The organism is Geodermatophilus sp. SYSU D00766, from assembly GCF_054049915.1.
This window is the reverse complement of record NZ_JBJGYI010000005.1, coordinates 57,265-77,786: the sequence shown is the minus strand read 5'-3', so window position 1 is coordinate 77,786 and position 20,522 is coordinate 57,265. Positions and strand designations below refer to the sequence as shown.

The 20,522-nt window shown below is 75.4% G+C and carries 21 protein-coding genes; 6 read left to right on the top strand and 15 right to left on the bottom strand.

What is annotated here, in order from left to right:
• Positions 1-6: 6 nt before the first annotated feature.
• The 4 genes from ACI8AD_RS06525 to ACI8AD_RS06510 all read right to left on the bottom strand — a co-directional run bounded on the left by ACI8AD_RS06525 (position 7) and on the right by ACI8AD_RS06510 (position 5,571).
• Positions 7-1,092, bottom strand: a complete 1,086-nt coding sequence (locus ACI8AD_RS06525; RefSeq protein WP_456869714.1) for a glycoside hydrolase family 6 protein — start codon at positions 1,090-1,092, stop codon at positions 7-9.
• Complete coding sequence (locus ACI8AD_RS06520; RefSeq protein WP_456869713.1) at positions 1,089-3,074, bottom strand: galactose oxidase-like domain-containing protein; 1,986 nt, start codon at positions 3,072-3,074, stop codon at positions 1,089-1,091. The genes ACI8AD_RS06525 and ACI8AD_RS06520 overlap by 4 nt, the downstream gene beginning before the upstream one ends.
• Positions 3,071-4,855: a glycosyltransferase family 2 protein gene (locus tag ACI8AD_RS06515; protein ID WP_456869712.1), complete on the bottom strand. Its 1,785-nt coding sequence runs from the start codon at positions 4,853-4,855 to the stop codon at positions 3,071-3,073. The genes ACI8AD_RS06520 and ACI8AD_RS06515 overlap by 4 nt, the downstream gene beginning before the upstream one ends.
• Before the next feature lie 533 nt (positions 4,856-5,388).
• Positions 5,389-5,571 carry a hypothetical protein gene (locus tag ACI8AD_RS06510; protein ID WP_456869711.1) on the bottom strand — a complete coding sequence of 61 codons (183 nt, stop codon included), beginning with the start codon at positions 5,569-5,571 and terminating at the stop codon, positions 5,389-5,391.
• A 161-nt stretch (positions 5,572-5,732) separates the two neighbouring features.
• Here ACI8AD_RS06510 and ACI8AD_RS06505 point away from each other — a divergent pair, with 161 nt between their 5' ends.
• From ACI8AD_RS06505 to ACI8AD_RS06490, 4 genes are all read left to right on the top strand, one after another.
• Entirely contained in the window at positions 5,733-6,245 is a 513-nt protein-coding gene (locus ACI8AD_RS06505) for a DinB family protein (RefSeq protein ID WP_456869710.1), read from the top strand.
• A 303-nt stretch (positions 6,246-6,548) separates the two neighbouring features.
• Positions 6,549-7,070, top strand: a complete 522-nt coding sequence (locus tag ACI8AD_RS06500) for a hypothetical protein (protein WP_456869709.1) — start codon at positions 6,549-6,551, stop codon at positions 7,068-7,070.
• Positions 7,071-7,139: 69 nt separating this feature from the next.
• Positions 7,140-7,382 carry a FitA-like ribbon-helix-helix domain-containing protein gene (locus tag ACI8AD_RS06495; RefSeq protein WP_456869708.1) on the top strand — a complete coding sequence of 81 codons (243 nt, stop codon included), beginning with the start codon at positions 7,140-7,142 and terminating at the stop codon, positions 7,380-7,382.
• Entirely contained in the window at positions 7,379-7,789 is a 411-nt protein-coding gene (locus ACI8AD_RS06490; RefSeq protein WP_456869707.1) for a type II toxin-antitoxin system VapC family toxin, read from the top strand. Before ACI8AD_RS06495 ends, ACI8AD_RS06490 begins: the two co-directional genes overlap by 4 nt.
• A 9-nt stretch (positions 7,790-7,798) precedes the next feature.
• Here the strand turns inward: ACI8AD_RS06490 and ACI8AD_RS06485 are convergent, their stop codons facing one another.
• The 6 genes from ACI8AD_RS06485 to ACI8AD_RS06460 form a co-directional block, all read right to left on the bottom strand.
• On the bottom strand, positions 7,799-8,266 hold the full coding sequence (locus tag ACI8AD_RS06485; RefSeq protein WP_456869706.1) for a hypothetical protein: 468 nt from the start codon (positions 8,264-8,266) through the stop codon (positions 7,799-7,801).
• On the bottom strand, positions 8,263-8,649 hold the full coding sequence (locus tag ACI8AD_RS06480) for a TadE/TadG family type IV pilus assembly protein (protein ID WP_456869841.1): 387 nt from the start codon (positions 8,647-8,649) through the stop codon (positions 8,263-8,265). The genes ACI8AD_RS06485 and ACI8AD_RS06480 overlap by 4 nt, the downstream gene beginning before the upstream one ends.
• Before the next feature lie 67 nt (positions 8,650-8,716).
• The gene (locus ACI8AD_RS06475) at positions 8,717-8,923 is read right to left on the bottom strand and encodes a hypothetical protein (protein WP_456869705.1); all 207 of its coding nucleotides are present in this window, start codon (positions 8,921-8,923) and stop codon (positions 8,717-8,719) included.
• A 28-nt stretch (positions 8,924-8,951) separates the two neighbouring features.
• Positions 8,952-9,893, bottom strand: coding sequence for a type II secretion system F family protein (locus ACI8AD_RS06470; protein ID WP_456869704.1), 942 nt, complete (start codon positions 9,891-9,893; stop codon positions 8,952-8,954).
• The gene (locus ACI8AD_RS06465) at positions 9,890-10,747 is read right to left on the bottom strand and encodes a type II secretion system F family protein (protein WP_456869703.1); all 858 of its coding nucleotides are present in this window, start codon (positions 10,745-10,747) and stop codon (positions 9,890-9,892) included. Before ACI8AD_RS06465 ends, ACI8AD_RS06470 begins: the two co-directional genes overlap by 4 nt.
• Positions 10,744-11,982, bottom strand: coding sequence for a CpaF family protein (locus ACI8AD_RS06460; RefSeq protein WP_456869702.1), 1,239 nt, complete (start codon positions 11,980-11,982; stop codon positions 10,744-10,746). Before ACI8AD_RS06460 ends, ACI8AD_RS06465 begins: the two co-directional genes overlap by 4 nt.
• A gap of 310 nt (positions 11,983-12,292) precedes the next feature.
• Between ACI8AD_RS06460 and ACI8AD_RS06455 the strand changes: the two genes are divergently transcribed.
• Both ACI8AD_RS06455 and ACI8AD_RS06450 read left to right on the top strand, forming a co-directional pair.
• Complete coding sequence (locus ACI8AD_RS06455) at positions 12,293-13,267, top strand: AraC-like ligand-binding domain-containing protein (protein WP_456869701.1); 975 nt, start codon at positions 12,293-12,295, stop codon at positions 13,265-13,267.
• A gap of 119 nt (positions 13,268-13,386) precedes the next feature.
• The gene (locus ACI8AD_RS06450) at positions 13,387-14,451 is read left to right on the top strand and encodes a carbon-nitrogen hydrolase family protein (RefSeq protein WP_456869700.1); all 1,065 of its coding nucleotides are present in this window, start codon (positions 13,387-13,389) and stop codon (positions 14,449-14,451) included.
• Positions 14,452-14,696: 245 nt separating this feature from the next.
• Here the strand turns inward: ACI8AD_RS06450 and ACI8AD_RS06445 are convergent, their stop codons facing one another.
• From ACI8AD_RS06445 to ACI8AD_RS06425, 5 genes are all read right to left on the bottom strand, one after another.
• On the bottom strand, positions 14,697-15,200 hold the full coding sequence (locus ACI8AD_RS06445) for an OsmC family protein (RefSeq protein WP_456869699.1): 504 nt from the start codon (positions 15,198-15,200) through the stop codon (positions 14,697-14,699).
• Positions 15,201-15,284: 84 nt separating this feature from the next.
• Positions 15,285-15,731 (bottom strand): GtrA family protein, encoded by a 447-nt coding sequence (locus ACI8AD_RS06440; protein ID WP_456869698.1) that lies wholly within the window; start codon positions 15,729-15,731, stop codon positions 15,285-15,287.
• 74 nt (positions 15,732-15,805) lie between these two features.
• Positions 15,806-18,520, bottom strand: a complete 2,715-nt coding sequence (locus ACI8AD_RS06435; RefSeq protein ID WP_456869697.1) for a putative bifunctional diguanylate cyclase/phosphodiesterase — start codon at positions 18,518-18,520, stop codon at positions 15,806-15,808.
• A 75-nt stretch (positions 18,521-18,595) separates the two neighbouring features.
• A complete protein-coding gene (locus ACI8AD_RS06430; RefSeq protein WP_456869696.1) occupies positions 18,596-20,146 on the bottom strand; it encodes an acetolactate synthase large subunit in 1,551 nt (516 codons plus the stop codon).
• Positions 20,143-20,463 carry an EthD family reductase gene (locus tag ACI8AD_RS06425; RefSeq protein ID WP_456869695.1) on the bottom strand — a complete coding sequence of 107 codons (321 nt, stop codon included), beginning with the start codon at positions 20,461-20,463 and terminating at the stop codon, positions 20,143-20,145. The genes ACI8AD_RS06430 and ACI8AD_RS06425 overlap by 4 nt, the downstream gene beginning before the upstream one ends.
• Positions 20,464-20,522 lie beyond the last annotated feature (59 nt).

Here is a 20,522-nt window from a genome sequence, read left to right as displayed (position 1 = left end):
GGTGCGTCAGCCGGCCACCAGCTCCAGGGCCGCCTCGGGCCACCACTGACCGGCCGGGGGCCCGCCACCGCAGGTGCCGTCGGAGTCGCCGGGCTGCTTGACCCACAGCAGCGCGTCGAGCCGGGGGACGTCGGTGGAGGTCGTCGGCGGCTCGCCGAGCGCCCGCCCCGGCGGGTTGCACCAGCGGCCCTCCTCGCTGCCGCTGTCCTCCGGCGGGCCGGCACCGTTGCGGCTGGTGTCGACGACGAAGTGGGCGGGCGGTGCCCCCTCGGGGGCACCGTCCTCCAGCACGCGGGACAGCTCGGTGCCGTACTCCGTGCTGGCCTCGGTCGTCTCGTAGTTGGAGACGTTGAGGGCGAACCCGTCGGCCACGTCGATGCCGCTGCGGCGCAGCGCGTCGGCGAGCGCCGGCAGGTCCTGGACCCAGCTGGCGTTGCCGGCGTCGACGTAGACGCGCGCTCCGGGCTGCCGGTCGAGGATGGCCACCGCCTGGGAGAGGACCTCGTAACGCGCCGCGGGGTCCACGCCCGGACAGCCGACCAGCGCCTGGGGAACGGCGTCGGGCTCCAGCACGACCACGGCGGGGCGGTCGCCGAGGGCCGCGGCGAAGCTGCCGATCCAGGAGAGGTAGGCGTCGGCGTCGGAGGCGCCGCCGCTGGAGTACAGGCCGCAGTCGCGCCCCGGCACGTTGTAGGCCACCAGCACCGGCAGCTCGCCCTCCTCCGCGGCGGCCAGTGACACCTGCTCCACCCTCGGGAACGGGTTCTCCGGCGAGGCGATCCAGACGGCGGTCGGCTGCTCGGCCAGTTCGGTGAGCGCCTCGGCGTCCTCGGTGCGCCCCTCGGCCCGGGCCTGCTCCACCGCGACGGGACCGTGCCCCTCGGGGTCGAGCCACAGCTCCTGCCCCGCGAGCCGGCTGTCGCTCGGGTCCTCGGTCGGCGTCGCCGTCGTGGGCTCGCTGCTCCCGGCCCGGCTCTCCTCGGGGGTGGCGGTGTCCGGCGTCCCGCCACCCCCGCAGGCGACGGTGGAGGCGGCGACGGTGCCCAGCACCGCACCGCGCAGCCACCGCCGACGGCGGGTGGGTGCGGTCATCCGACGTGCACCCAGCGGGCGGGAGAGGGCACACCCTGGTCGTCGAGCACGACCAACATGTACCAGCCCGACGGCGCCAGCCCCTCCTCCTCCGGGACGGTCAGCTCGACGGTCCCGCTCCCGCAGCAGCCGTCCGGGCAGTGCCCGGCCGCGGCGTGCGCCCCGCCGTCCTCGGGACAGCTGCCCGGGGAGACCTCGAGCGCGACGGACCGCTGCTCGGTGTCGGTCTGGTGCGTGACGGCACTCGGCCGCAGCAGCCGGGCCCCGGCCACCTCGGCGCCGTCGGTGGTGACGGCGAAGCTGCTCCCGCGGGTGATCTCCTCCGGGGCGTCGGTGATCTCCGGCCGGTCCCCCGCGAAGAGGTACGGCGGCGAGTAGATCTCGATCCGCGTCTCGAAGGTGCCGCTGCGGGTCTCCTCCGCGTCGGCGAACAGCGGGTCCGAGCCCATCGTCATGACCCGCCCGTCGGGCAGCAGCAGCGCGGTCGCGTGGTAGTTGCGGCCGATGAAGTTCGGCGCCACCTCCCGCAGCGTGCCGGTGGCCGGGTCGTAGAGGGTCGTCAGGTTCAGGTCGCTCTCCTCGTTGCCGCGGTAGTCCACGGAGCCGCCGGTGAGCAGCGTCGTGTCGTCGGGCAGCGTGACCGCGTTGAGGTAGCGGACGGGGCTCGGGTACTCCGGCGCCGGCTCGTAGCGCGGGGCCACCCCGTCGTCGAGGTCGACCACGTTGAACCGGTCGGTCGACTCCGGGCTGTCGCCGACCAGGCCGCCGCCGACGATGCCGACCCGCTGGTCCTGCACCGGGGCGAGGAAGAACGAGGCACTGGTCTCGTTGTACTCCGGGTCCTCGAGGCCGTGGACGTCCTGCCAGGAGTTGTCCGTGACGTCCCAGATGCCGGGCTGGCGCCCGGCCTCGGCGGGGCCGTACCCGGTGTTGGAGCCGCTGTAGAAGACGTGCCGGCCGTCGGCCAGCCGGAACAGCCCCGGGTAGGTCGGGAAGTACCGGAAGAGGTCGGGCTGGTCGGTCCAGGTTCGGGTGGCCGGGTCGTAGATCTCGTTGTCGCCCGGCAGGATCCGGCCGTACTCGTCCAGACCGGAGACGGCCAGGACGCGGCCCCCCTCGAGGCCGATGAGGGTGGGGTACCAGCGGGCCTCGTCCAGCCGGCCGGTCGGCCGGTAGGTCTCGGTGGCGACGTCGAACTCGTAGGAGGCGTCGAGCCCCTGGAAGTTCTGCTTCTGCTTGGTCACGCCGGCGCCGCGGATGGACAGCTCCGCCCGCTGGGCGGCCGGCAGGCCCTGCACCCCGTAGGAGCGCTCCTCCTCGGCGACGTACTCGTCGCCGGTCCCCTCGGCCTCCACCCACACGTCGGCGACGCCGCTCATCGGCGAGCCGTCGGGCATCTGGTGCCAGGCCGGCACCGTGACCTCCTCGGTGGAGGTGTAGGTCAGGCCGCTGGAGGTGAACTCCGTGCCCACGGGCAGGGTGATCGCCTCCTCGTGGTCGTTGGTGATCGTGAGGACGCCGGCGGCCCGGTCGACCTGCTCGTCGAGCCGCTCGTACCGGCGGGTGCCGCCGGCGATGAGGAGGTTGCCGTTGGGCAGGTAGGCGTGCCCGCCGCAGAAGAGGTCCTCGGGGGTGGGGACCTCCTTGGTGTCGCCCGTCACCGGGTCCCAGACGATCGAGCGGAAGGAGCCCGCCTCGAACCGCTCCGCGTTGTTCCCCGAGCCGGCGATGAGCAGCACCTTGCCGGTGGACAGCAGCGCCGCGTGGATCGCCGAGACCCGGTACTCCTCCGGCAGCTCGACGGTCTCCCAGAAGCCGTTCTGCGCCTGGTAGTCCTCCTGGTTGCGCTGGTACTCGTAGTGGAGGCGCTCGGCGACGTCGACCACGACCGGCCCGTTCGCCGCGACGACACCCGTGGCGGCGGCACTGACCAGCGCCGCGTTGCGCAGCCGGCGCAGCGGTCCGGCCACCCGACGGCTCATCGGAGGCTCTCCTGCGGGACGCGCGCGAGCTGCACGGGGGCGACGACGGCGGAGGAGATGGCAGGCGTGTCGGGGATGACGTTGTCCTCGATCCGGTAGGCGGGCGCCGCCTGGCGACGGGCGGCGGTGGTCGTCAGCCAGCAGGCGACGGGGAAGAGACACATGAGGGCGCTGAGCACCGCCCAGGCGTGGACGGCGGGGTGCACGTGGCCCAGCGGCACGGAAGCGACGACCACCCCGACGAACAGGCCGCCCCAGGCCAGGTGACGCCGGAAGACGCCGAGGTGGTCACCGGACACCGCGCCCTTGCGGGTGACGACGAAGCCCGGCTCCTGCCGGAGCACCGCCTGCCGCAGCGCCTGGACGTAGACCGGCGCCGACATCGCCGACATCGCCATCCCGGCCACGCCGGAGGAGCCCTCCTGCTCGTGGGGGCTCACGTTGTGCCGGCGGTTCCAGAAGTAGACGCCGAGGTGGAGCACCGCGGAGTTCACGTAGAGCATCAGCCACAGCTGCGCGGTGACCACCAGGCCACCCACGCCGGTGAGCATGAAGGCACTGAGGTTCAGCGCGCCGAGCACCCAGCTGACCGCCGCGGACGGGTAGTAGGCCAGCAGCATCGTGTAGTGCGCCCGGCCGGCCCAGGACAGCTGCCGGAAGTGACGCCGGTACTGCTGCAGGATCGTCTGGTCCGCGCCGCAGGCCCACCGGTGCTGCTGGGTGAAGAAGTCCCGCCAGGTCCCCGGCCCCTCGCCGACGGCCAGGACGTCGGGGGTGTACACCGACTTCCAGCGGGCGCCGGTCTCCGGGTTGCGCGAGGAGTGCCACACCAGACTCGTGGCGGCGTCCTCGGTGATGGAGTCCTGCAGCCCGCCGATGGCGCGCAGGGCCGTGATGCGGACGGCGTTGTTCGTGCCCACGAACATCGCCGAGGCGAGCCGGTTGCCCGCCCGCTGCAGCACGCTGTGGAACATGTACTGCTGCGACTCCGCGCCCTTGGTGACGACGTTGTCGTAGTTGCCGTACACCTGCGGACCGACGACGAAGGCGACGTCGGGGTCGCGGAAGTAGCCGACGAGCCGCTCGACCATGTTCGCGTGGGGCACGTGGTCGGTGTCGACCGAGACCCACAGGTCGTAGTCGTCGCCGTGTGCGTCGAGCCACGCGTTGTAGTTCCCGTGCTTGGTGCGCGCCTTGAAGCCGCCGGTCGGCTGGTTCCAGCGCTCGATCCCCTTGCGGGTGAAGTGCCGGACGCCGAGCTCGGTGCACATCGTCCGGACGGCCGCGTCGTCGCCCTCGTCGAGCAACCAGACGTCGAGCCGACCGTCGTAGTGCATGCGGCAGGCGGCCTCGAGGGTGGCCCGGACCATCTCCAGCGGCTCCTTGCCGGGGACGATCGTGGTGATGAAGGCGACCCGCTGGCCGGCCAGCGGCGTCATGGGGACGGGGTCGCGGGCGTTGAGGGTGGCCAGCGCCAGGGTGATCACGTTGACCATCTGCAGCAGGCCGATCACGGCGACGCTGCCGAGCAGCACGTACGCGAGCACCGAGCGCCAGTCGCCGACGTACTGCGCGTGGTGGGAGGGCAGCAGCAGCCAGACGAGGAAGCCGAGCTCGAAGCCGAAGGCGCCGAGGACCAGCAGCCGCGCGCGGAACCGGGCCCAGCCTCGGGTGATCAGCCGGAACTGGACGCGGCCGTCCGTCGTCGGCTCCTGCAGGGGACCGGCGAGCTCGCTGAAGTCGGCGTAGGGGTAGGTCGCGGCCGGGGTGCGGTCAGCCACACCGGGACGTGACCGGGAGGCTGCCTCCTTCCCGGGAGGCGACCGACGGGGCCGACGGCGCGCGGCAGGGCAGAGCGGTTACGAGCAAGGCGGGACCCATTCGACAGTCGAGCGGAACGGCACGCACGCGGGTGCGCGCCGCCGGTGGACAGGCGAGGACGGAGGACCCGGGGAACGGGGCCGTCCGGGGCTGCCGGCGTCGCGGCAGGCTCCGGCGGTCCGGTCCCGCACCCGCGCGCCGGTGCGCGGGATCGGGGGGAGCCGATCGGGTCCTCTCGGTCAGCACCCGGCCGGGTGCCTGACGCACGGTAAGCACGCGCGCTCGTCGGATGTCGTACCGATCGGGGGAACCTGCACCATGGCGCCGACGACGCGGTGTGTCGGGCACGACTCGCGGGTCCGTGATGACTGTCCGTGACCATCACTGAGGTCACGAGAGTGGCTCTCGTCACTTTCCGATACGAGAGAGGCCCCTCAGACCCCTTCCAGCATCGACCACCGGGACCGGGCCGCCGACGGCGGGTGTCGCCTCGTCACTGCTGAGCGGCGAACCGCTCCTCGAGCAGGCGGTTGACCGAGCCCTCCGCCTCGTCGACGGCGGAGGCGTTCTGCGGGCTCGGGCACCGGTCCCACGCGCTGCGCGCGACGCCGAGGGCGATGTAGGCGACCGCGATGTCGAGGTCGAGCCGGTCGATGCTGGTGATGGTCGGACCCATGACGACCTCCTGGCCAACGGTGCCTGTGAGCTGCACGTTAGGACGCAGGTGTGACGGTTCTGATACGTCGGGATCATCGGCAGGTGCCGATCCGTTCCGTCCGGCACTCCCTCCCCCTAGCGTCGGCGCCGACCCACCGGAGGACGACCGAAGGGGACCCCGTGACCGGCTCGACCACCCTCACCCGCGAGCGCGCCGACCTGATCGAGTCGCTGCGGCGGCACCGCGCGTTCCTGCGGTTCACCGTCCGCGACCTGACCGACGAGCAGGCGACGCGGCGGCCGACCGCCAGTGCCCTGAACCTGGCCGGGCTGATCAAGCACGTGGCGGCCACGGAGGCCGGCTGGGTGCGGTTCGCCGAGGGCGGCGCCGAGGCGATGAACCGCAACTGGGGCCCCGACGCCGCGAACCGGCACTGGCACCTCGCGCCCGGGGAGACGCTGGCCGGCGTGCTGGCGCACTACGAGGAGGTCGCCCGGCACACCGACGAGCTCGTCGCCACCGTGCCCGACCTCGACGCCGAGCACGCGCTGCCGGAGGCACCCTGGTTCGAGCCGGGCGCCTGCTGGTCGGTGCGACGGGTGTTCCTGCACGTGATCGCCGAGACCGCCCAGCACGCCGGCCACGCCGACATCCTGCGGGAGTCGATCGACGGCCAGAAGACGATGGGCTGACCTCCGTTCGGACACGCGCCCCGATCGAGCAACCCCGCCCCCGAGCGTGTGCGCCGACGCCGCAGACGATGCCGCGGGACCCGGCTCCTGCGCACACGCTCGTCCCCTGAGCCCACGAGGTGCTCGACTGGACCGCACGCCTGCCGTACTGACCCAGCGTGGGCACGTGACCGAGGACGGGTGAGGACGCGTCGTCCAGGCCCGGACCTGCGACCGACGAGGCGAGAACCTCTGGCGGCTGACGATCCCGTTCCGCAACGTGTTGCTGCGCGACTGCCTCGTCACCGTCCTCGAGGGGGAGTCATGAAGACGACGCGCACGTCCGTGGTCATCGTCGCGGCCGCCGCCGGGCTGGTGGCCGCGACTGGACCCGCGCAGGCCGATCCGCTACCGACGGAGCCCCAGACCATCGAGTTGCCGGGGACCGACACCGATGGCGACGCGGGCTACTGCCCGTTCCCGGTGACCATCGAGTTCTTCAGCGACCAACAGGTCACGGCGACCACGCTGCCCGACGGTGCCACGGCGTTCCGCTTCACCGGCCATGCGGAAGCGATCGTGACCAACGCCGACACGGGCGAGTCGATCACCTACAACGTCAGCGGCCCAGGAACGCAGACCGTCTTCCCCGATGGCTCCTTCGCCATCGACGCAGCCGGCCCGAACCTCTTCTGGACAACCGTGGAGAACACCGAACCCGCCGGAGTACTGCCCCTCGCGTACACCACCGGGCGCGTGCGGTTGACCGTTGACGAGAACGGTCAGACGACCAGCTACTGGCTGAACGGCCGCTCCACGGATGTCTGCGCGAAGTTGGCGGGCTGACGTCGGACGGCGCCGCCGGTGCCCGGGCGGTCGGCGTCGACCCAGCGCTGACAGCGCTAGAGTGCATGCATGGCGACGATCCAGGTCCGCGATGTCCCTGAGGACGTCCACCGGACCTACCGGCGGCGGGCTGCCGAAGCCGGCATGAGCCTGCAGGAGTACCTGCTCGGCGAGTTGGTCGAGGGCGCGCGCGCCCAGACCCCGGCCGAGGTCGTGGCGGAGGTCGAGCGGCACCTGGAGCGGAGTGCCGGTCAGGGCTTCGCTGGGTCGTCCTCGGTCGACGTCGTCCGCGCCGACCGCGACTCCCGGTGAGGGTCCTCGACGCGTCCGTCGTCATCGACGCCATGGCCGTCGCCGGACCCACCGGAGACCGCGCCCGCCGCCTCGTCCGCGACGAGTCGTGGCTGCACCTGCCGGCGGTGGCGGGAGCGGAGATCACCTCGGCGCTGCGGAGCATGGCTCTCTGCGGCCGGCTGAGCGCCGGGGACGCCCGCATCGCCGCGGTGCGCGCATCACGGCTGCGCGCGCGGCGCTACCCGTTCGAGCCCTTCCTCGAGCGGGTGTGGGACCTGCGCGAGAACGTGACCGTCTACGACGCCTGGTACGTCGCACTGGCCGAGGCGCTGGGCGCGCCCCTGGTGACCGCGGACGAGCGACTGTGCCGCGCCGACGGTCCGCGCTGCGCGGTCCTCAGCCCCGAGGAGGCACTCGACCGCTGACCGCCCTCGTCAGCGGTCGACGTAGCGGTCGGTCTCGACGACGAACTGGCCGGTGGCGGTGTTGGCGTCGACGAACTCCGGCAGCAGCGGGATCCGCACGGTCACGGTGGCGCACACGGAGAACTCCTCCCCCGGGGCCAGCGACGGCGCGTAGCTCCCCGCCGCGGCACAGTCGGCGCCGGCCGGGGCGAAGGCCAGCCGCACGTCGGTGGCCTCCACCGACTGGTCGGCCACCGCCAGCTGCGCGGCCCGCTCGGCCCGGGCCAGCCCGGAGGCCGCGTCCGGCGCGGTGCCCAGCGCCCGGCCGGCCTCCCGCGCGGCCGCCGTCGCCGCCAGCACCCCACGCTGCACCGCGGAGAACCCGGCCACCACGTAGACCAGCGGCACGAACACCACCAGCGCCACGAACACGAACTCCACCAGCGCCGACCCCCGCTCGCCCCGGACCTGCCCGAGCCGGGCCCGCAGCCACCTCACGCGGCCTCCTCCACCGCGCTGCCGGTCACGTCCATCGGCAGCAGGTCGCCCAGCCCGGCCAGCAGGGTGGGCACCGCGCCGACGCAGCGCACCGTCACCAGCACCAGCCCGGTCGGGTCGACCTCCTCGGTGGCGGTGCACACCAGACCCTCGGCGGTGCCGGTCGACGTCGCCTGCGCCACCGTGGTCAGTGCCCGGCCGGTGGCCGCCGACGTCGGCACGTCGGCGTTGGCCGCGTACCGGGCGCCTTCCTGCGCGCCGGCGGTGACCACGTTGCGCACGTGCACGTAGACGGCCACCTGCAGCACCGCCAGCAGCAGCACCACGACCAGCACCGACACCAGCACGAAGTCGACGACCGCACCGCCCCTCTCGGCGGTCAGGTGATGGAACGGCCTCGCTGCAGGGGCCCGCCGCGAGCCTGCGAGCGGTGGGGGGCAGCGAGGTCCTTCACCCGCCATTCGTGACGGAGGCCAGCGCGTTCTGCACCGCCGCCACGATCGCCTCGCGGAACGGCACCAGGATGGCCAGCACCAGGGCCGCCGTCATCACCGTGATCATGACCCAGCCGGGCACGTCGCCCCGCTCGGGGTCGTCGTCCCGCAGCCGTGCGGCCAGCGCCGCCGTGAGCGTGAGAAGCCAGGCCAGTGCCCGCATCCGTCATCCTCCTCCGTTGTGCCGGCGCTCAGCGCGCCAGCGAGACGATGCTGATCAGCCCCGGGAACAGGGCGAACAGGACGGTGACCGGCAGCACCAGGAAGACGACCGGCACCATCATGGCGATCTCCTTCCGGCCGCCGGCCTCGAGCAGCCGGCGTTTGCCGGCCTCCCGGGCGTCGGCGGCCTGGGCGCGCAGCACCTCGGCCAGCGGGGTGCCGCGCTCGATGGCCACGAGCAGGCCGTCGACGAAGCGGGCGAGCGCGTCGACCGAGGTCCGGTCGGCCACCTGCTGCAGCGCCGCCACCAGCGGCACACCCGCGCGGGCGCGGCCCAGCGCGCCGCCCAGCTCCCGGGCGAGCTCGCCGCCCGACAGCCGGGAGACCCGCGCGATGGCCGCCGTCGGGCTCTCCCCGGCGGTGACGGCCAGCGCCAGCAGCTCGGCCACCACCGGGAACTCCGCCAGCAGCAGCTCCTCCCGACGGCGCACCTGCTGGGTCAGCCACCAGTCACGGCCGAGCACGCCGCCGAGCAGCCCGCCCAGGCACACCAGCGCGACCGACAGCACGTCGACGCCGCCGGAGACCAGCGACGAGACGCCGGCCAGCAGCGCTCCGCCGAGCAGCCCGAGGCCGCCCCACACGACCTGCTCGACGCGCAGGTCCTCCACGGTCTGCTCCGCACCGAGGGCGTCGAGCCGGCGCCGGACGGCCGCGCGCCCGCCGAGCACGCGGTCGACGAGGCGGGCGCCGTCGGCGACCAGCGGGCCGAGCACCCGGCGGACGGCGACCAGCAGGCCCGGCTCGGTGGCCGTGCCGAGCAGCCGCGACGGCGGCGGGGTGTCGTGGACGTAGGGCGCGAGCCGGTCGACCAGCCGCACCGAGCGGAACGGCGGCGCGAAGGTGGCCACCAGCAGCAGGCCGGTGGCGGCCGCCAGCCCGAGCAGCATGCCCGCCAGCGAGGCGCTCACTGGAGCACCCGCACGTCCTGCGGCAGCCGCCCGATCCGCATCATGAGCCGGTAGGCCACCAGGCAGACGACGCCGCCGCCGCCCAGGATCGCGCTGCCCAGCGGGGAGTCGTAGGCGGCCAGCGTCGTCGACTGGGTGGCCAGCAGCAGCAGGACCGCCCACGGCGCGCCGACGGCGAGCCGTGCGGCCTGCACCACCCAGCCCTGCCGGGTCTCGAGCTCGGCGCGGGCGCGGGCGTCCTCGCGGAGGAAGCCGGCCAGCGTCCGCAGCACCCGGCCCAGGTCGGAGCCGCCCACCTCGCGGGCGACGCGCAGGGTCTCGACGATGCGGTCGCCGACCGGGTCGGCGAGGTCGGCCTTGAGCCGGTCGAGGCTGTCGCCGAAGCGGCCGCTGGAGCGGTGGTCGGCGGCGAACCGGGCGAACGGCGGGCGCAGCACCTCCGGCCCGCGCACCGCCAGCGCCGCCAGCGCCTCGGGCAGCGACAGCCCGGCACGCACCGCGGAGGCCAGGTTGTCGACGACCTCCGGCCACACCTCCCGCAGGTCGGCGCGGCGGCGAGCGGCCAGCCGGCGCACCTGCACGTGCGGCAGCACGAACCCGAAGACGCCGAACGCGACGCTGACGGTGACCGTGCCGGTGGTCAGCAGGACGACGACGGCGGCCAGCAGCCCGAGCAGGGTCTGCAGGGCCACCAGCTGGGCGGGGGTGGTGCCGGTGAGACCGGCCTCGGCCAGCAGTCGCGCCCGGCGGCCGGGCGGGCGCGGACCGGAGGGGCGCTGCGGCGCACGCGGGCCGCTGCGCCAGACCAGCAGCAGGCCGACGCCGAGCAGCAGCCCGAGGAGGGCACCGGTCACGAGCGGGCCTCCAGCAGCGCGGGCAGGTCGAACCCGGCCGCGGCGAAGCGCTCGGCGTGCGGCGGGAAGCCCTCGGCGCGCACCAGCCGGCCCTCGCGGGTGGTGAAGACGTCGGCCAGCTCCACCACGCCGTCCTCCGCCCGGCCGGGCACCGCCACGACCTCGCGCACCCGCCGCTGCCCGGAGGCCTCGGTGGCCACGTGCACGACGAGGTCGACGCTGGCGGCCACGGTCGGGACGACGAAGGCGTGGCCGATGTTGTCGCCGGCCAGCAGCGGCAGGGTGCACATCTTCACCACGGCCTCGCGGGCGCTGTTGGCGTGCAGCGTGCACATGCCGGGCAGGCCGCTGTTGAGCGCGATGAGCAGGTCCAGGCACTCCTCCTGCCGCACCTCGCCGACGACGATCCGCGAGGGCCGCATCCGCAGCGCCTCCTTGACCAGCCGGCGCAGCGGGATCTCCCCCGCGCCCTCGAGGTTGGGCTGGCGGGTCTGCATCGCCACCACGTCGGGCAGCGGCACCCGCAACTCGAAGACCTCCTCGCAGGTGATGACCCGCTCGCGCGCCGGGACCGCGGCCACCAGGCAGTTGAGCAGCGTCGTCTTGCCGGCCTGGGTGCCGCCGGAGACCAGCACGTTCAGCCCCGAGGCGACGGCGGCCTCGAGGAACCGGGCGGCCTGGGCGGTCAGGGTGCCGGTGGCGACCAATTCGTCGAGGGAGTGCGCCTGCAGCACGAACTTGCGGATGTTGACCGCCATGTGCCGGCGGGTGATGTCGGGGATGACCACGTGCAGCCGCGACCCGTCGGGCAGCATCGCGTCGACGAAGGGCTGGCTCATGTCGATGCGCCGTCCCGAGGTGCGCAGCATCCGCTCCACCAGGTCGGCCAGCTCGCCGGCGCCCAGGATGGTGGTGGTCAGCTCGCTGCGGCCGCGGCGGGCGACGAACACCCGGCCGGGCTCGTTGACCCAGATCTCCTCGACCTCGGGGTCGTCGAGCCAGCGCTGCAGCGGCCCGAAGCCGGCCACCCGGTCGAGCACGTCGCGCACCACCGCCTCGGGGTCGCCGACCGGCGGCAGCGCCGAGGTGAGCGACCGCTCGGAGTAGTCGGCGACCACGTCGCGCACCAGCACCCGCACCGGCCCGGGGTCGGTGAAGGGGTCCAGCCCCCGCCGGCGGATCAGCTCGCGGACCTCGCCGTCGACGACGTCGAGCGCACTCGTCGCGGTCGGCACCGCACCCCCGTCACACCCCGTTGCAGATCGGGAGGGACCGTAGGTCGACGACGGCGGTCCGCGGGAGCCCGCTCAGCCGATCTGTGGACAACCGGGACCCGCCCGTGCACGCCGGCCACCCGCCCGGGTGAGCCGACCCGCCACCCGAGCGGGTGCGCCGGCGCCGCACAGCGGACCCTGGAACCCGGCGTGCGCGCACACGCTCGGACGGTGAGGTCCGGGGCGGCAGCGGGTGACCGGCACGCCCATCCCCGCGCCACGGGTGCCGGCCGGGATGGACCTCCCCCCACCCCGGGGTCATGATCGCGGCGTGTCCACGCGGTCGGGACCCGAGCGCGCCGGGCCCGGGCTGGGTCCGGTCACGGTCACGACGGACTCCGTGCGGCCCGCCGAGGCGTTCGCCTTCTGGCAGGACCTGATCTGCGACACCTTCGTGCAGTTGTCGGCCTCGCCCACCACCGAGCTGCCCTTCCGCGGCCGGATCTCCCACGGCGTGGTCGGCGACGTCGAGCTCACCACGGTCCGGGCCGGCGGCCAGCACGTCCGGCGCACGCCCCGGCTCATCGCCCGCAGCCGCGAGGAGTTCGTGCTCACCAGCATCCAGCTCGCCGGGCAGGGCATCGTCGCCCAGGACGGGCGCGAGGCCCGGCTCACCCCGGGCGCGATGGCGTTCTACGACAGCACCCGGCCCTACACGCTGCACTTCGACGGCGCCTTCGAGCAGCTCGTGGTGCAGGTGCCGCGCCGCGTGCTGCCGGCCTGCACGCTGGCCGGGGCGACCGCGGTGACCCTCGGCGCCGACTCCACCGCCCGGCTGGTCGCCGACTTCCTCCGCGGCCTGGCCCGGCAGCAGGCCACCGACCCGGCCGGCGTCGCGGCGCTGGCCCCGCACGCGGTGGCGCTGCTGACCTCCGCGCTCGCGCTGGCCTCCGGACCGCCCGCGCCGAGCCCGGCGGCGCTGGACCGCGAGCGGGTCATGGCCCACCTGGCCGCCCACCACACCGACCCCCGGTTGGGCGCCGACGCCGTCGCCGACGCCTGCCACCTGTCACGGCGCACGCTGTTCCGGCTGTTCGAGACCGAGCCGGAGGGCCTCGGCGACGTGCTCCGCCGGCTGCGGGTGACCTCCGCCCAGCGGCTGCTGCGCGCGCAGCCGGCGCTGCCCCTGACCTCGGTCGCCGCCCGCTGCGGGTTCGCCGGGGATGCCTCCTTCCACCGCGCCTTCCGCACCGTCACCGGCACCACCCCGGCCGCCTGGCGCCGGGCGGCGGGCGAGCGGTCCTGAGCCGGCCGGGCTGGCACGCAGCGACAGGGAGCTGGCACGGACGGCGAGTCCGTCCCTTCCCGGCCGCCCCACCGTGGTCGCACGTCCCGCCGACGGCGGGCCCGTCCCGGGAGGACCGCATGAGTGCGCCCGACAGCACCCGACCCGGCGGCCCGGTGCGCGTCGCCGCCGTCCAGGCCGAGCCACGGTGGCTCGACCTCGACGCCGGGGTGGCGCAGGTCGTCGACCTCGTCGGGGAGGCGGCCGGCAACGGCGCCCAGCTGGTCGCGTTCGGCGAGACGTTCGTCCCCGGCTACCCGTGGTGGATCTGGCTGGACTCCCCCGCCTGGGGCATGCGGTTCGTCGCCCGCTACGCCGCCAACTCCATGACCCGCGACGGCGAGCACATGCGCCGCATCGCCGCCGCGGCCGGGCGGCACGGCGTGCACGTCGTCCTCGGCTTCGCCGAGCGGGCCGGTGGCAGCCTCTACATGTCCCAGGCCTTCATCGATGACACCGGCACCGTGGTCTCGGTGCGCCGCAAGCTCAAGCCGACCCACGTCGAGCGCAGTGTCTTCGGCGAGGGGGACGGCAGCGACGTCCAGGTGCACGACACCAGGCTCGGCCGGCTCGGGGCGCTCAACTGCTGGGAGCACTTCCAGCCGCTGACCAAGTACGCGATGTACAGCATGGGCGAGCAGATCCACGTCGCCTCGTGGCCGAGCTTCTCGGTCTACCGCGGCGCGGCCACGGCGCTGGGCCCGGAGGTCAACACCGCGGCCAGCCGGGTGTACGCGGTGGAGGGGCAGACGTTCGTCGTCGCGCCCTGCTCGGTGGTGGGGCAGGCGGCCCACGACCTGTTCGCCGACACCGAGACCAAGCGGCAGCTGCTGCTGCAGGGCGGCGGGTTCACCCGGATCTACGGCCCCGAGGGCACCGAGCTCGCCGAGCCCCTGCCCGAGGACGCCGAGGGCATCCTCTACGCCGACCTCGACCCGGCCCTGATCGCGATCGCCAAGTCCGCCGCCGACCCGGTCGGGCACTACTCGCGCCCCGACGTCTTCCGGCTGCTGTTCAACGGGGCGCCCAACAGGGTCGTGGTGACGCCGGACCAGGCCGCGGCACGCCCGCCGGTGGAGCTGCCCGAGCCCAGCGACCTCGTCCCCGTCGACGCGTCGGCCCTCGAGCAGGTGGGCCGGCCGTGACCCCCGAGCCGGCGGTCCCGGCACTGCCCTCTCCCGACCTCGTCCTGGTGGTCGCCTGCTGGATCGACGCCGGTCCCGCACCCCGCGTGGGCCGGCCCCGGGTCCTGCGGCGGCGCGCACGGACAGGAGGGCAGGCCGGCCGTCGGGTCGCCCGCTGACCTCCGGGCCGCCCGGCCGCGGCGTGATCCCCCTCCGCCGCGGCCGGGTCCGGACGACCCGCTCCCGCTCCGCCCGACCGGCCGCGGTCAGGCGCGCCGGACGGTGAGCCGAGGCGGCTGCGCCAGGGACTGGGCCACCACGCAGTACCGCTCGGTGAGCTGCGCCAGCCGCTCCAGCGTGGCGTCGTCGGCGTCGGTGTCCAGGACGGCGTCCACGGCGATGGCGCCGAACCCGACCGGCACGTCCCGGGCCACCCCGAGCGTGCCCCGGGCGTCCATGTCGCCGCGCGCGGTCAGCCGGGCCGAGCGGACGTCGACCCCCATCGCCGTGGCCACGCTGCGCATGGTGACGCCGGTGCAGGCCAGCAGCGCCTGCAGCAGCATGTCGCCGGAGCAGGCGTCGCTGCCGTCGCCACCGGTCGAGGGGTGCAGCCCGGCGCGGACCGGCCCGGCCCAGGTCTGCACGGTGGCGGTGATCCCGGGGTCGGAGAAGTCGGCCTCGGCGTGCATCTGCGCGCAGGCCGTGCCCGGGTCCTCCCGGTAGCGCTGCTTCAGCGGAGCCTGCATCTCCCGCAGCTGGGCGGCGTCCATCCGACCTCCGTGTGTCCTCGGGGACCCTCATGCTCGCACCGCGCGTTCGAGGCGCCGGACGGGGACCGCCGCGTCCGGGGACGCTCAGGCGCGACGGCCGGTCAGCACCCACCGCAGCCCCACGAACCGCGCCAGCCCGACCACGCCGGTCACGGCGACGACGACGGCCACCGACGCCAGCGGTCCCGAGGCGGCGGTCCAGCCCTCCAGCGCGGCCAGGGCGAAGCTGGTGGCCGCCAGCCCGGTGAGGGCGAGCCCGCCGCCGGCCCACTGGGCGGCCGCCCACCCGACCCGCGCGCCGGCGCGGAAGGTCAGCCGGCGGTGCAGCTCGTTGGCCAGGGCCGTGGAGGCGACGACGCCGACGAGGTTGGCCGCCTGGTCGCCGAGGCCGGCCAGCAGCAGGAACAGCCCGACGTACACCACGTTGGCCGAGCCGCCGACGAGCACGAACCGCGCGAACTGCGCCGGCACGTGGTCCTGCGCCACCCAGCCCGGCCAGGAGGCGGGCTGGTCGAGGACCGCTGCGGTCATGCCAGCAGGCTCGCCGAGACGCCCCTCCGGTCACATCGGGGATGACCCTGGACCGGACCCTGATCCGTTCGTCCTCAGCGGCGGGCGGCCGACCGGGCACCCCGCGGCGCCGGCACCCTCGCCGGACGGCGCCGGCCGGTGCGCCCGAGCAGCAGTGCCTCGGCGTCGGTGCGCTCGAGCGGCCGGGCGAAGAGGTGGCCCTGCGCGGTGTCGCAGCAGCCCTCGGCCAGCAGCCGCGCCTGGTGCTCGTGCTCGACGCCCTCGGCCAGCACCTCCAGGCCCAGCGTGCGGCCCAGGTCGATGGTGCCGCGGACGATCGCCGGCAGCGGCTCGGCGTCGGCGATGCCCCCGACGAACGAGCGGTCGATCTTGAGCACGTCCACGGTGAACTGCCGCAGGTGCGCCAGCGAGGAGTAGCCGGTGCCGAAGTCGTCGAGCGCCAGCCGGACGCCGAGCGCCCGCAGCGCCGCCAGCGACGCCGCCGCCCGCTCCGGGTCGTCCACCAGCGCGGTCTCGGTCACCTCCAGCACCAGCGCGCAGGCGGGCAGCCCGCTGTCGGCCAGCGCCGCGGCGACCGAGGCGGCCAGGTCGGGCGAGCGCAGCTGGGTGGCCGACACGTTGACCGCCATCGACGTCGCGCCCGCGGCCGGGTGGTCGCGCCGCCAGGCCGCGGCCGTGGCGCACGCCTCGCGCAGCACCCACGCGCCGATCTCGTCCATGAGACCCGCGGCCTCGGCCACCGGCACGAACCGGTCGGGGCCGACCGCGCCCAGCCGCGGGGAGTCCCAGCGCAGCAGGGCCTCGAAGCCGGTCACCCGGCGGTCGGCCAGCGCCACCACCGGCTGGTACACCAGCCGGAACTCGCCGCGGTCGAGCGCACCGCGCAGCTCGTCCTCCAGCTCCCGCGCGGCCCGCGCCGCCGCCCGCATGCCGGGCTCGAAGCGCACCGTGCGGCCCCGGCCCTCGAGCTTGGCGGTGTACAGCGCGAGGTCGGCGTCGGCGACGAGCGACTCGGCGCCGGTCGCCCCGCGGCCGACGGCCACCCCGACGCTGGCCGACACCGCCACCGGCCCGCCGGCGAGCAGCACCGGGCGGGACAGCGCCGCGCGCACCCGCTCGGCGGTGGCCACGGTCTCGTCGTCGCCGCTGCCGGACTGCTCCACCAGGACGGCGAACTCGTCGCCGCCGAGCCGGGCCACCGTGTCGTCGGCGCGGACGGCGCCGCGCAGGCGGGCGGCGACCTCGCGCAGCAGCGCGTCGCCGGCGGCGTGCCCGAGACCGTCGTTGACCGCCTGGAACCCGTCGACGTCGAGGCTGACGACGGCGACCGAGCCGCCGCCGCGCACGGTGCGCAGCAGCGCCTGGCCGACGCGGTCGGCGAACAGCACCCGGTTGGCCAGGCCGGTGAGCGCGTCGTGCAGCGCGGAGTGCGCCAGGGCCTCCTCGGCCCGGCGGCGGCCGGTCACGTCGGTGACGTGGACGACGACGCCGCCCACGTCGGGGTCCTCGCCCAGGTCGACCAGCCGGACGCCGAGCCAGCGGTCCTCGCCGCGGTACCGGGCGGGCAGCTCGGCGTCCACCACCGTGCCGGGGGCGGCCAGCGCCCGGTCGAAGACCCGCTGCGCCTGCTCGGGGTCGACGCCGGCGAGCCGCACCGCCTCCCCGGCGCTCCGGCCGGACAGCGGGGCGGTGCCCAGCACCGCCGCCACCGGCGCCGGGTCGCCGAGCAGCCGGCCGCCGCGGGAGACCACCAGCACCGCGTCGGAGGAGTACCGGGCCAGCGTCGCGGCGTGGCGCTCCTGCGCGCGCAGCTGCGCCCGGGCCGCGGCCTCACCGCGCAGCAGCAGCGCGGCGCGGAGGAAGACCAGGACGGCGAGCACCACCGTGCCGGTGAGGATCGACACCGGGTTCCCCGCCCCGCCGGTCGCGTGGACGACGAGGTCGGTCGTGGGCGGCACCAGGAGCGCGCCGAGGCACACGGCCAGCCGCGCCAGGCCCGCCCGCGACGACGGTGCGGGGACGCCCGCCGGCGCCGGCGGGGAGGCCGGCGGCCAGGCGGCGAGGGCCAGCAGCAGGCTGCCGAGCACCCAGCCGGCGTCGAGGAGGGAGCCGAAGCTGTCGGCGTCGGCGTGCAGCAGGTAGGCGGTGTCGGAGACCAGCCAGCACGCGCAGGCGGCCGCCACGACCAGCGACGTCCGCTCGCCCTGCCGCCGGGTGGCCAGCAGGCGCACGACCAGGCCGATCAGCGCGGCGTCCATGGCCGGGTAGAGGGCCAGGGTGGAGCGGGTGAGCACGCCCAGCGACGCGTCCTCGACGGTCGCGGCGATCGACACCTCCCACACCACCAGCAGGACGGCGACGAAGACGACGAGCGCGTCGATCCACCCGGCCACCCGCTGGTCGCGGTCCTCGGTGTGCGTGCGCGCCAGCAGCGCGAGCCCGAGGGCCATCGCCGCGTAGCCAGCGAGGTAGACCGCGTCGGCCGGGCCGGCACCGGAGCCGGACCCGGTGAGGGCGGTCTGCAGCTGCTGGAGCACGTCCCCGACCGCGGACAGGGTCACCCCGGCGGCGGCACACAGCGCCGCCGGTCGGCGGCTCCCCCGGCCGGCACCCGCCCAGGCGGCGACCACGGCCAGGCCGGTGACGGCGAAGTACAGGACCGTGCCGGCGGTCGTGCCCGACCACGCGGCCAGCGCCCACAGCACCGCCGCCACCAGCGCGACGCCGGCGCAGCCCAGGACCGCACGGGGGACGGCGGGGCCGCCGGCACGCACGCTGGTCGAGGACACGGGATGCGCATCGGCCCGGAACGGAACGGTCTGGAACCGTTCCGCCCGCCGGTCCCCCGCGGGGGTGAGCCGCGATCAGCCCGCCGGGCGCAGCACCGCCACCACCACGTGCGGCCCGGGCTCGCGCAGCGCGGTCCCGAGCTGCTCGGCCAGGTCCTCGGCGGTCTCGGCGCGGGTGGCCGGCACCCCCATCCCGGTGGCCAGCGCCACGAAGTCCAGCGCCGGGCCGCCGAGGTCGAGCAGCTGCCCGGCCCGGTCGCCGCCGCCGGTGGCGCCGACCCGGGACAGCTCCCCCTGCAGGATCGCGTAGGAGGCGTTGTCGTAGAGGACGACGGTGACGTCGAGCTGCTCGCGCGCCATCGTCCACAGCGCCTGGATCGTGTACATGGCGCTGCCGTCGGCCTGCAGGACCACCACCGGCCGGTCGGGGCAGGCCACGGCCGCGCCGACCGCCATCGGCAGCCCGTCGCCGATCGCGCCGCCGGTGAGCGCCAGCCAGTCGTGCCGCGGCGCCCCCGACGTCAGCTCGGCGAGCCCGATGCCGGAGGTGATGGCCTCGTCGACCACCACGGCCCGCTCGGGCAGCAGCGCGCCGACCACCGCCGACACCGCCCGCGGCTCCAGCCGCCCGGCCGGCAGCTCCGGGCGGGAGGCCTCCAGCAGCTCCGGCTCGGCGCCGTCGGCCACCTGCCCGGCCAGCTCCTCGAGCGCCGCGACGCCGTCCTCCCCCGGCTCGGACAGCACGTGCACCGTGCAGTCCTCCGGGACCGGCGTGCCCGGCACGCCGGGGTAGCCGAAGAAGTGCACCGGCGAGGTCGCCCCCGCCAGCACCAGGTGCCGGGTGCCGGCCAGCGCCTTGATCGCCACCTCCGGCGGGTAGGGCAGCTTGCCGACGCCGGGCAGGCCCGCGCCGCGCACCATGCGCGCCGGGAAGGTCTCGGCCAGCAGCCGCACGCCGGTGCCGGCGGCGACCCGTGCCGCGGCGAGCAGCCCGGCCTCCGAGGCCACGACGTCGTCGCCGAGGAACAGCACGGTGGGCTCGCCCGAGCGCAGCACCGACGCCGCCTCCTCCACCACCGCGGACGCCACCCGCGGGCGGGGCCGGACCGGCGGCGGGTCGGCCACGGCCGCGCCGTCGGACCACGAGACGTCGGCCGGCAGGACCAGCGTGGCGATCTGCCCGCGGGCGGCCGCGGCGACGGCGTCGGCGGCGTCGGCGGCGACGTCCCCGGGGGCCAGCGAGCGGCGCACCCAGCCCGACACGGTGCCGGCCAGCGCGTCGACGTCCGACTCCAGCGGCGCGTCCAGGCGCTTGTGCGAGCGGGCGTGGTCGCCGACCACGTTGACCACCGGGGTCCGGCCACGGCGGGCGTTGTGCAGGTTCGCCAGGCCGTTGCCCATGCCCGGCCCGAGGTGCAGCAGCGTGGCGGCGGGCCGGCCGGTCATGCGGGCCCAGCCGTCGGCGGCGCCGGTGGCCACGCCCTCGAAGAGGGTGAGCACGCCGCGCATCTCCGGGACGTCGTCGAGCGCGGCGACGAAGTGCATCTCCGACGTGCCGGGGTTGGCGAAGCAGACGTCGACCCCGGCGTCGACGAGCGTGCGGATGAGTGCCTGTGCGCCGTTCACCGGGAGACGTGCACCTCGGTCACCTCGTAGTGGGTCATCGTGGCGCCGCCGGTGGCGAAGGAGGCGACGTCCTTCGCGCCGGCCTTGCCGGCCTCGGAGGCGAAGGCCGCACCCATCGCCTCCTCGGAGTCGAAGTCGAGCTCGGCGACGAGGTGGGGCGCCGGGTGCGAGGGGTCCAGGGACTGCGGCCGGCCGGTGGTGAAGCGCACCAGGCCCGGCAGCTGCACGGTCAGCGGGACGTGGGTGTCCCGGTAGTGGGCGTCGAAAGCCGCCGGGTCCTCGGGCTGCCCGTAGCTGACGACGAGCCTGTGCACCATCTGCGCCACTCCTGGGGTCGGCCGGGCACCGCCGCCCGGGTCCGCCCCACCCTGTCAGG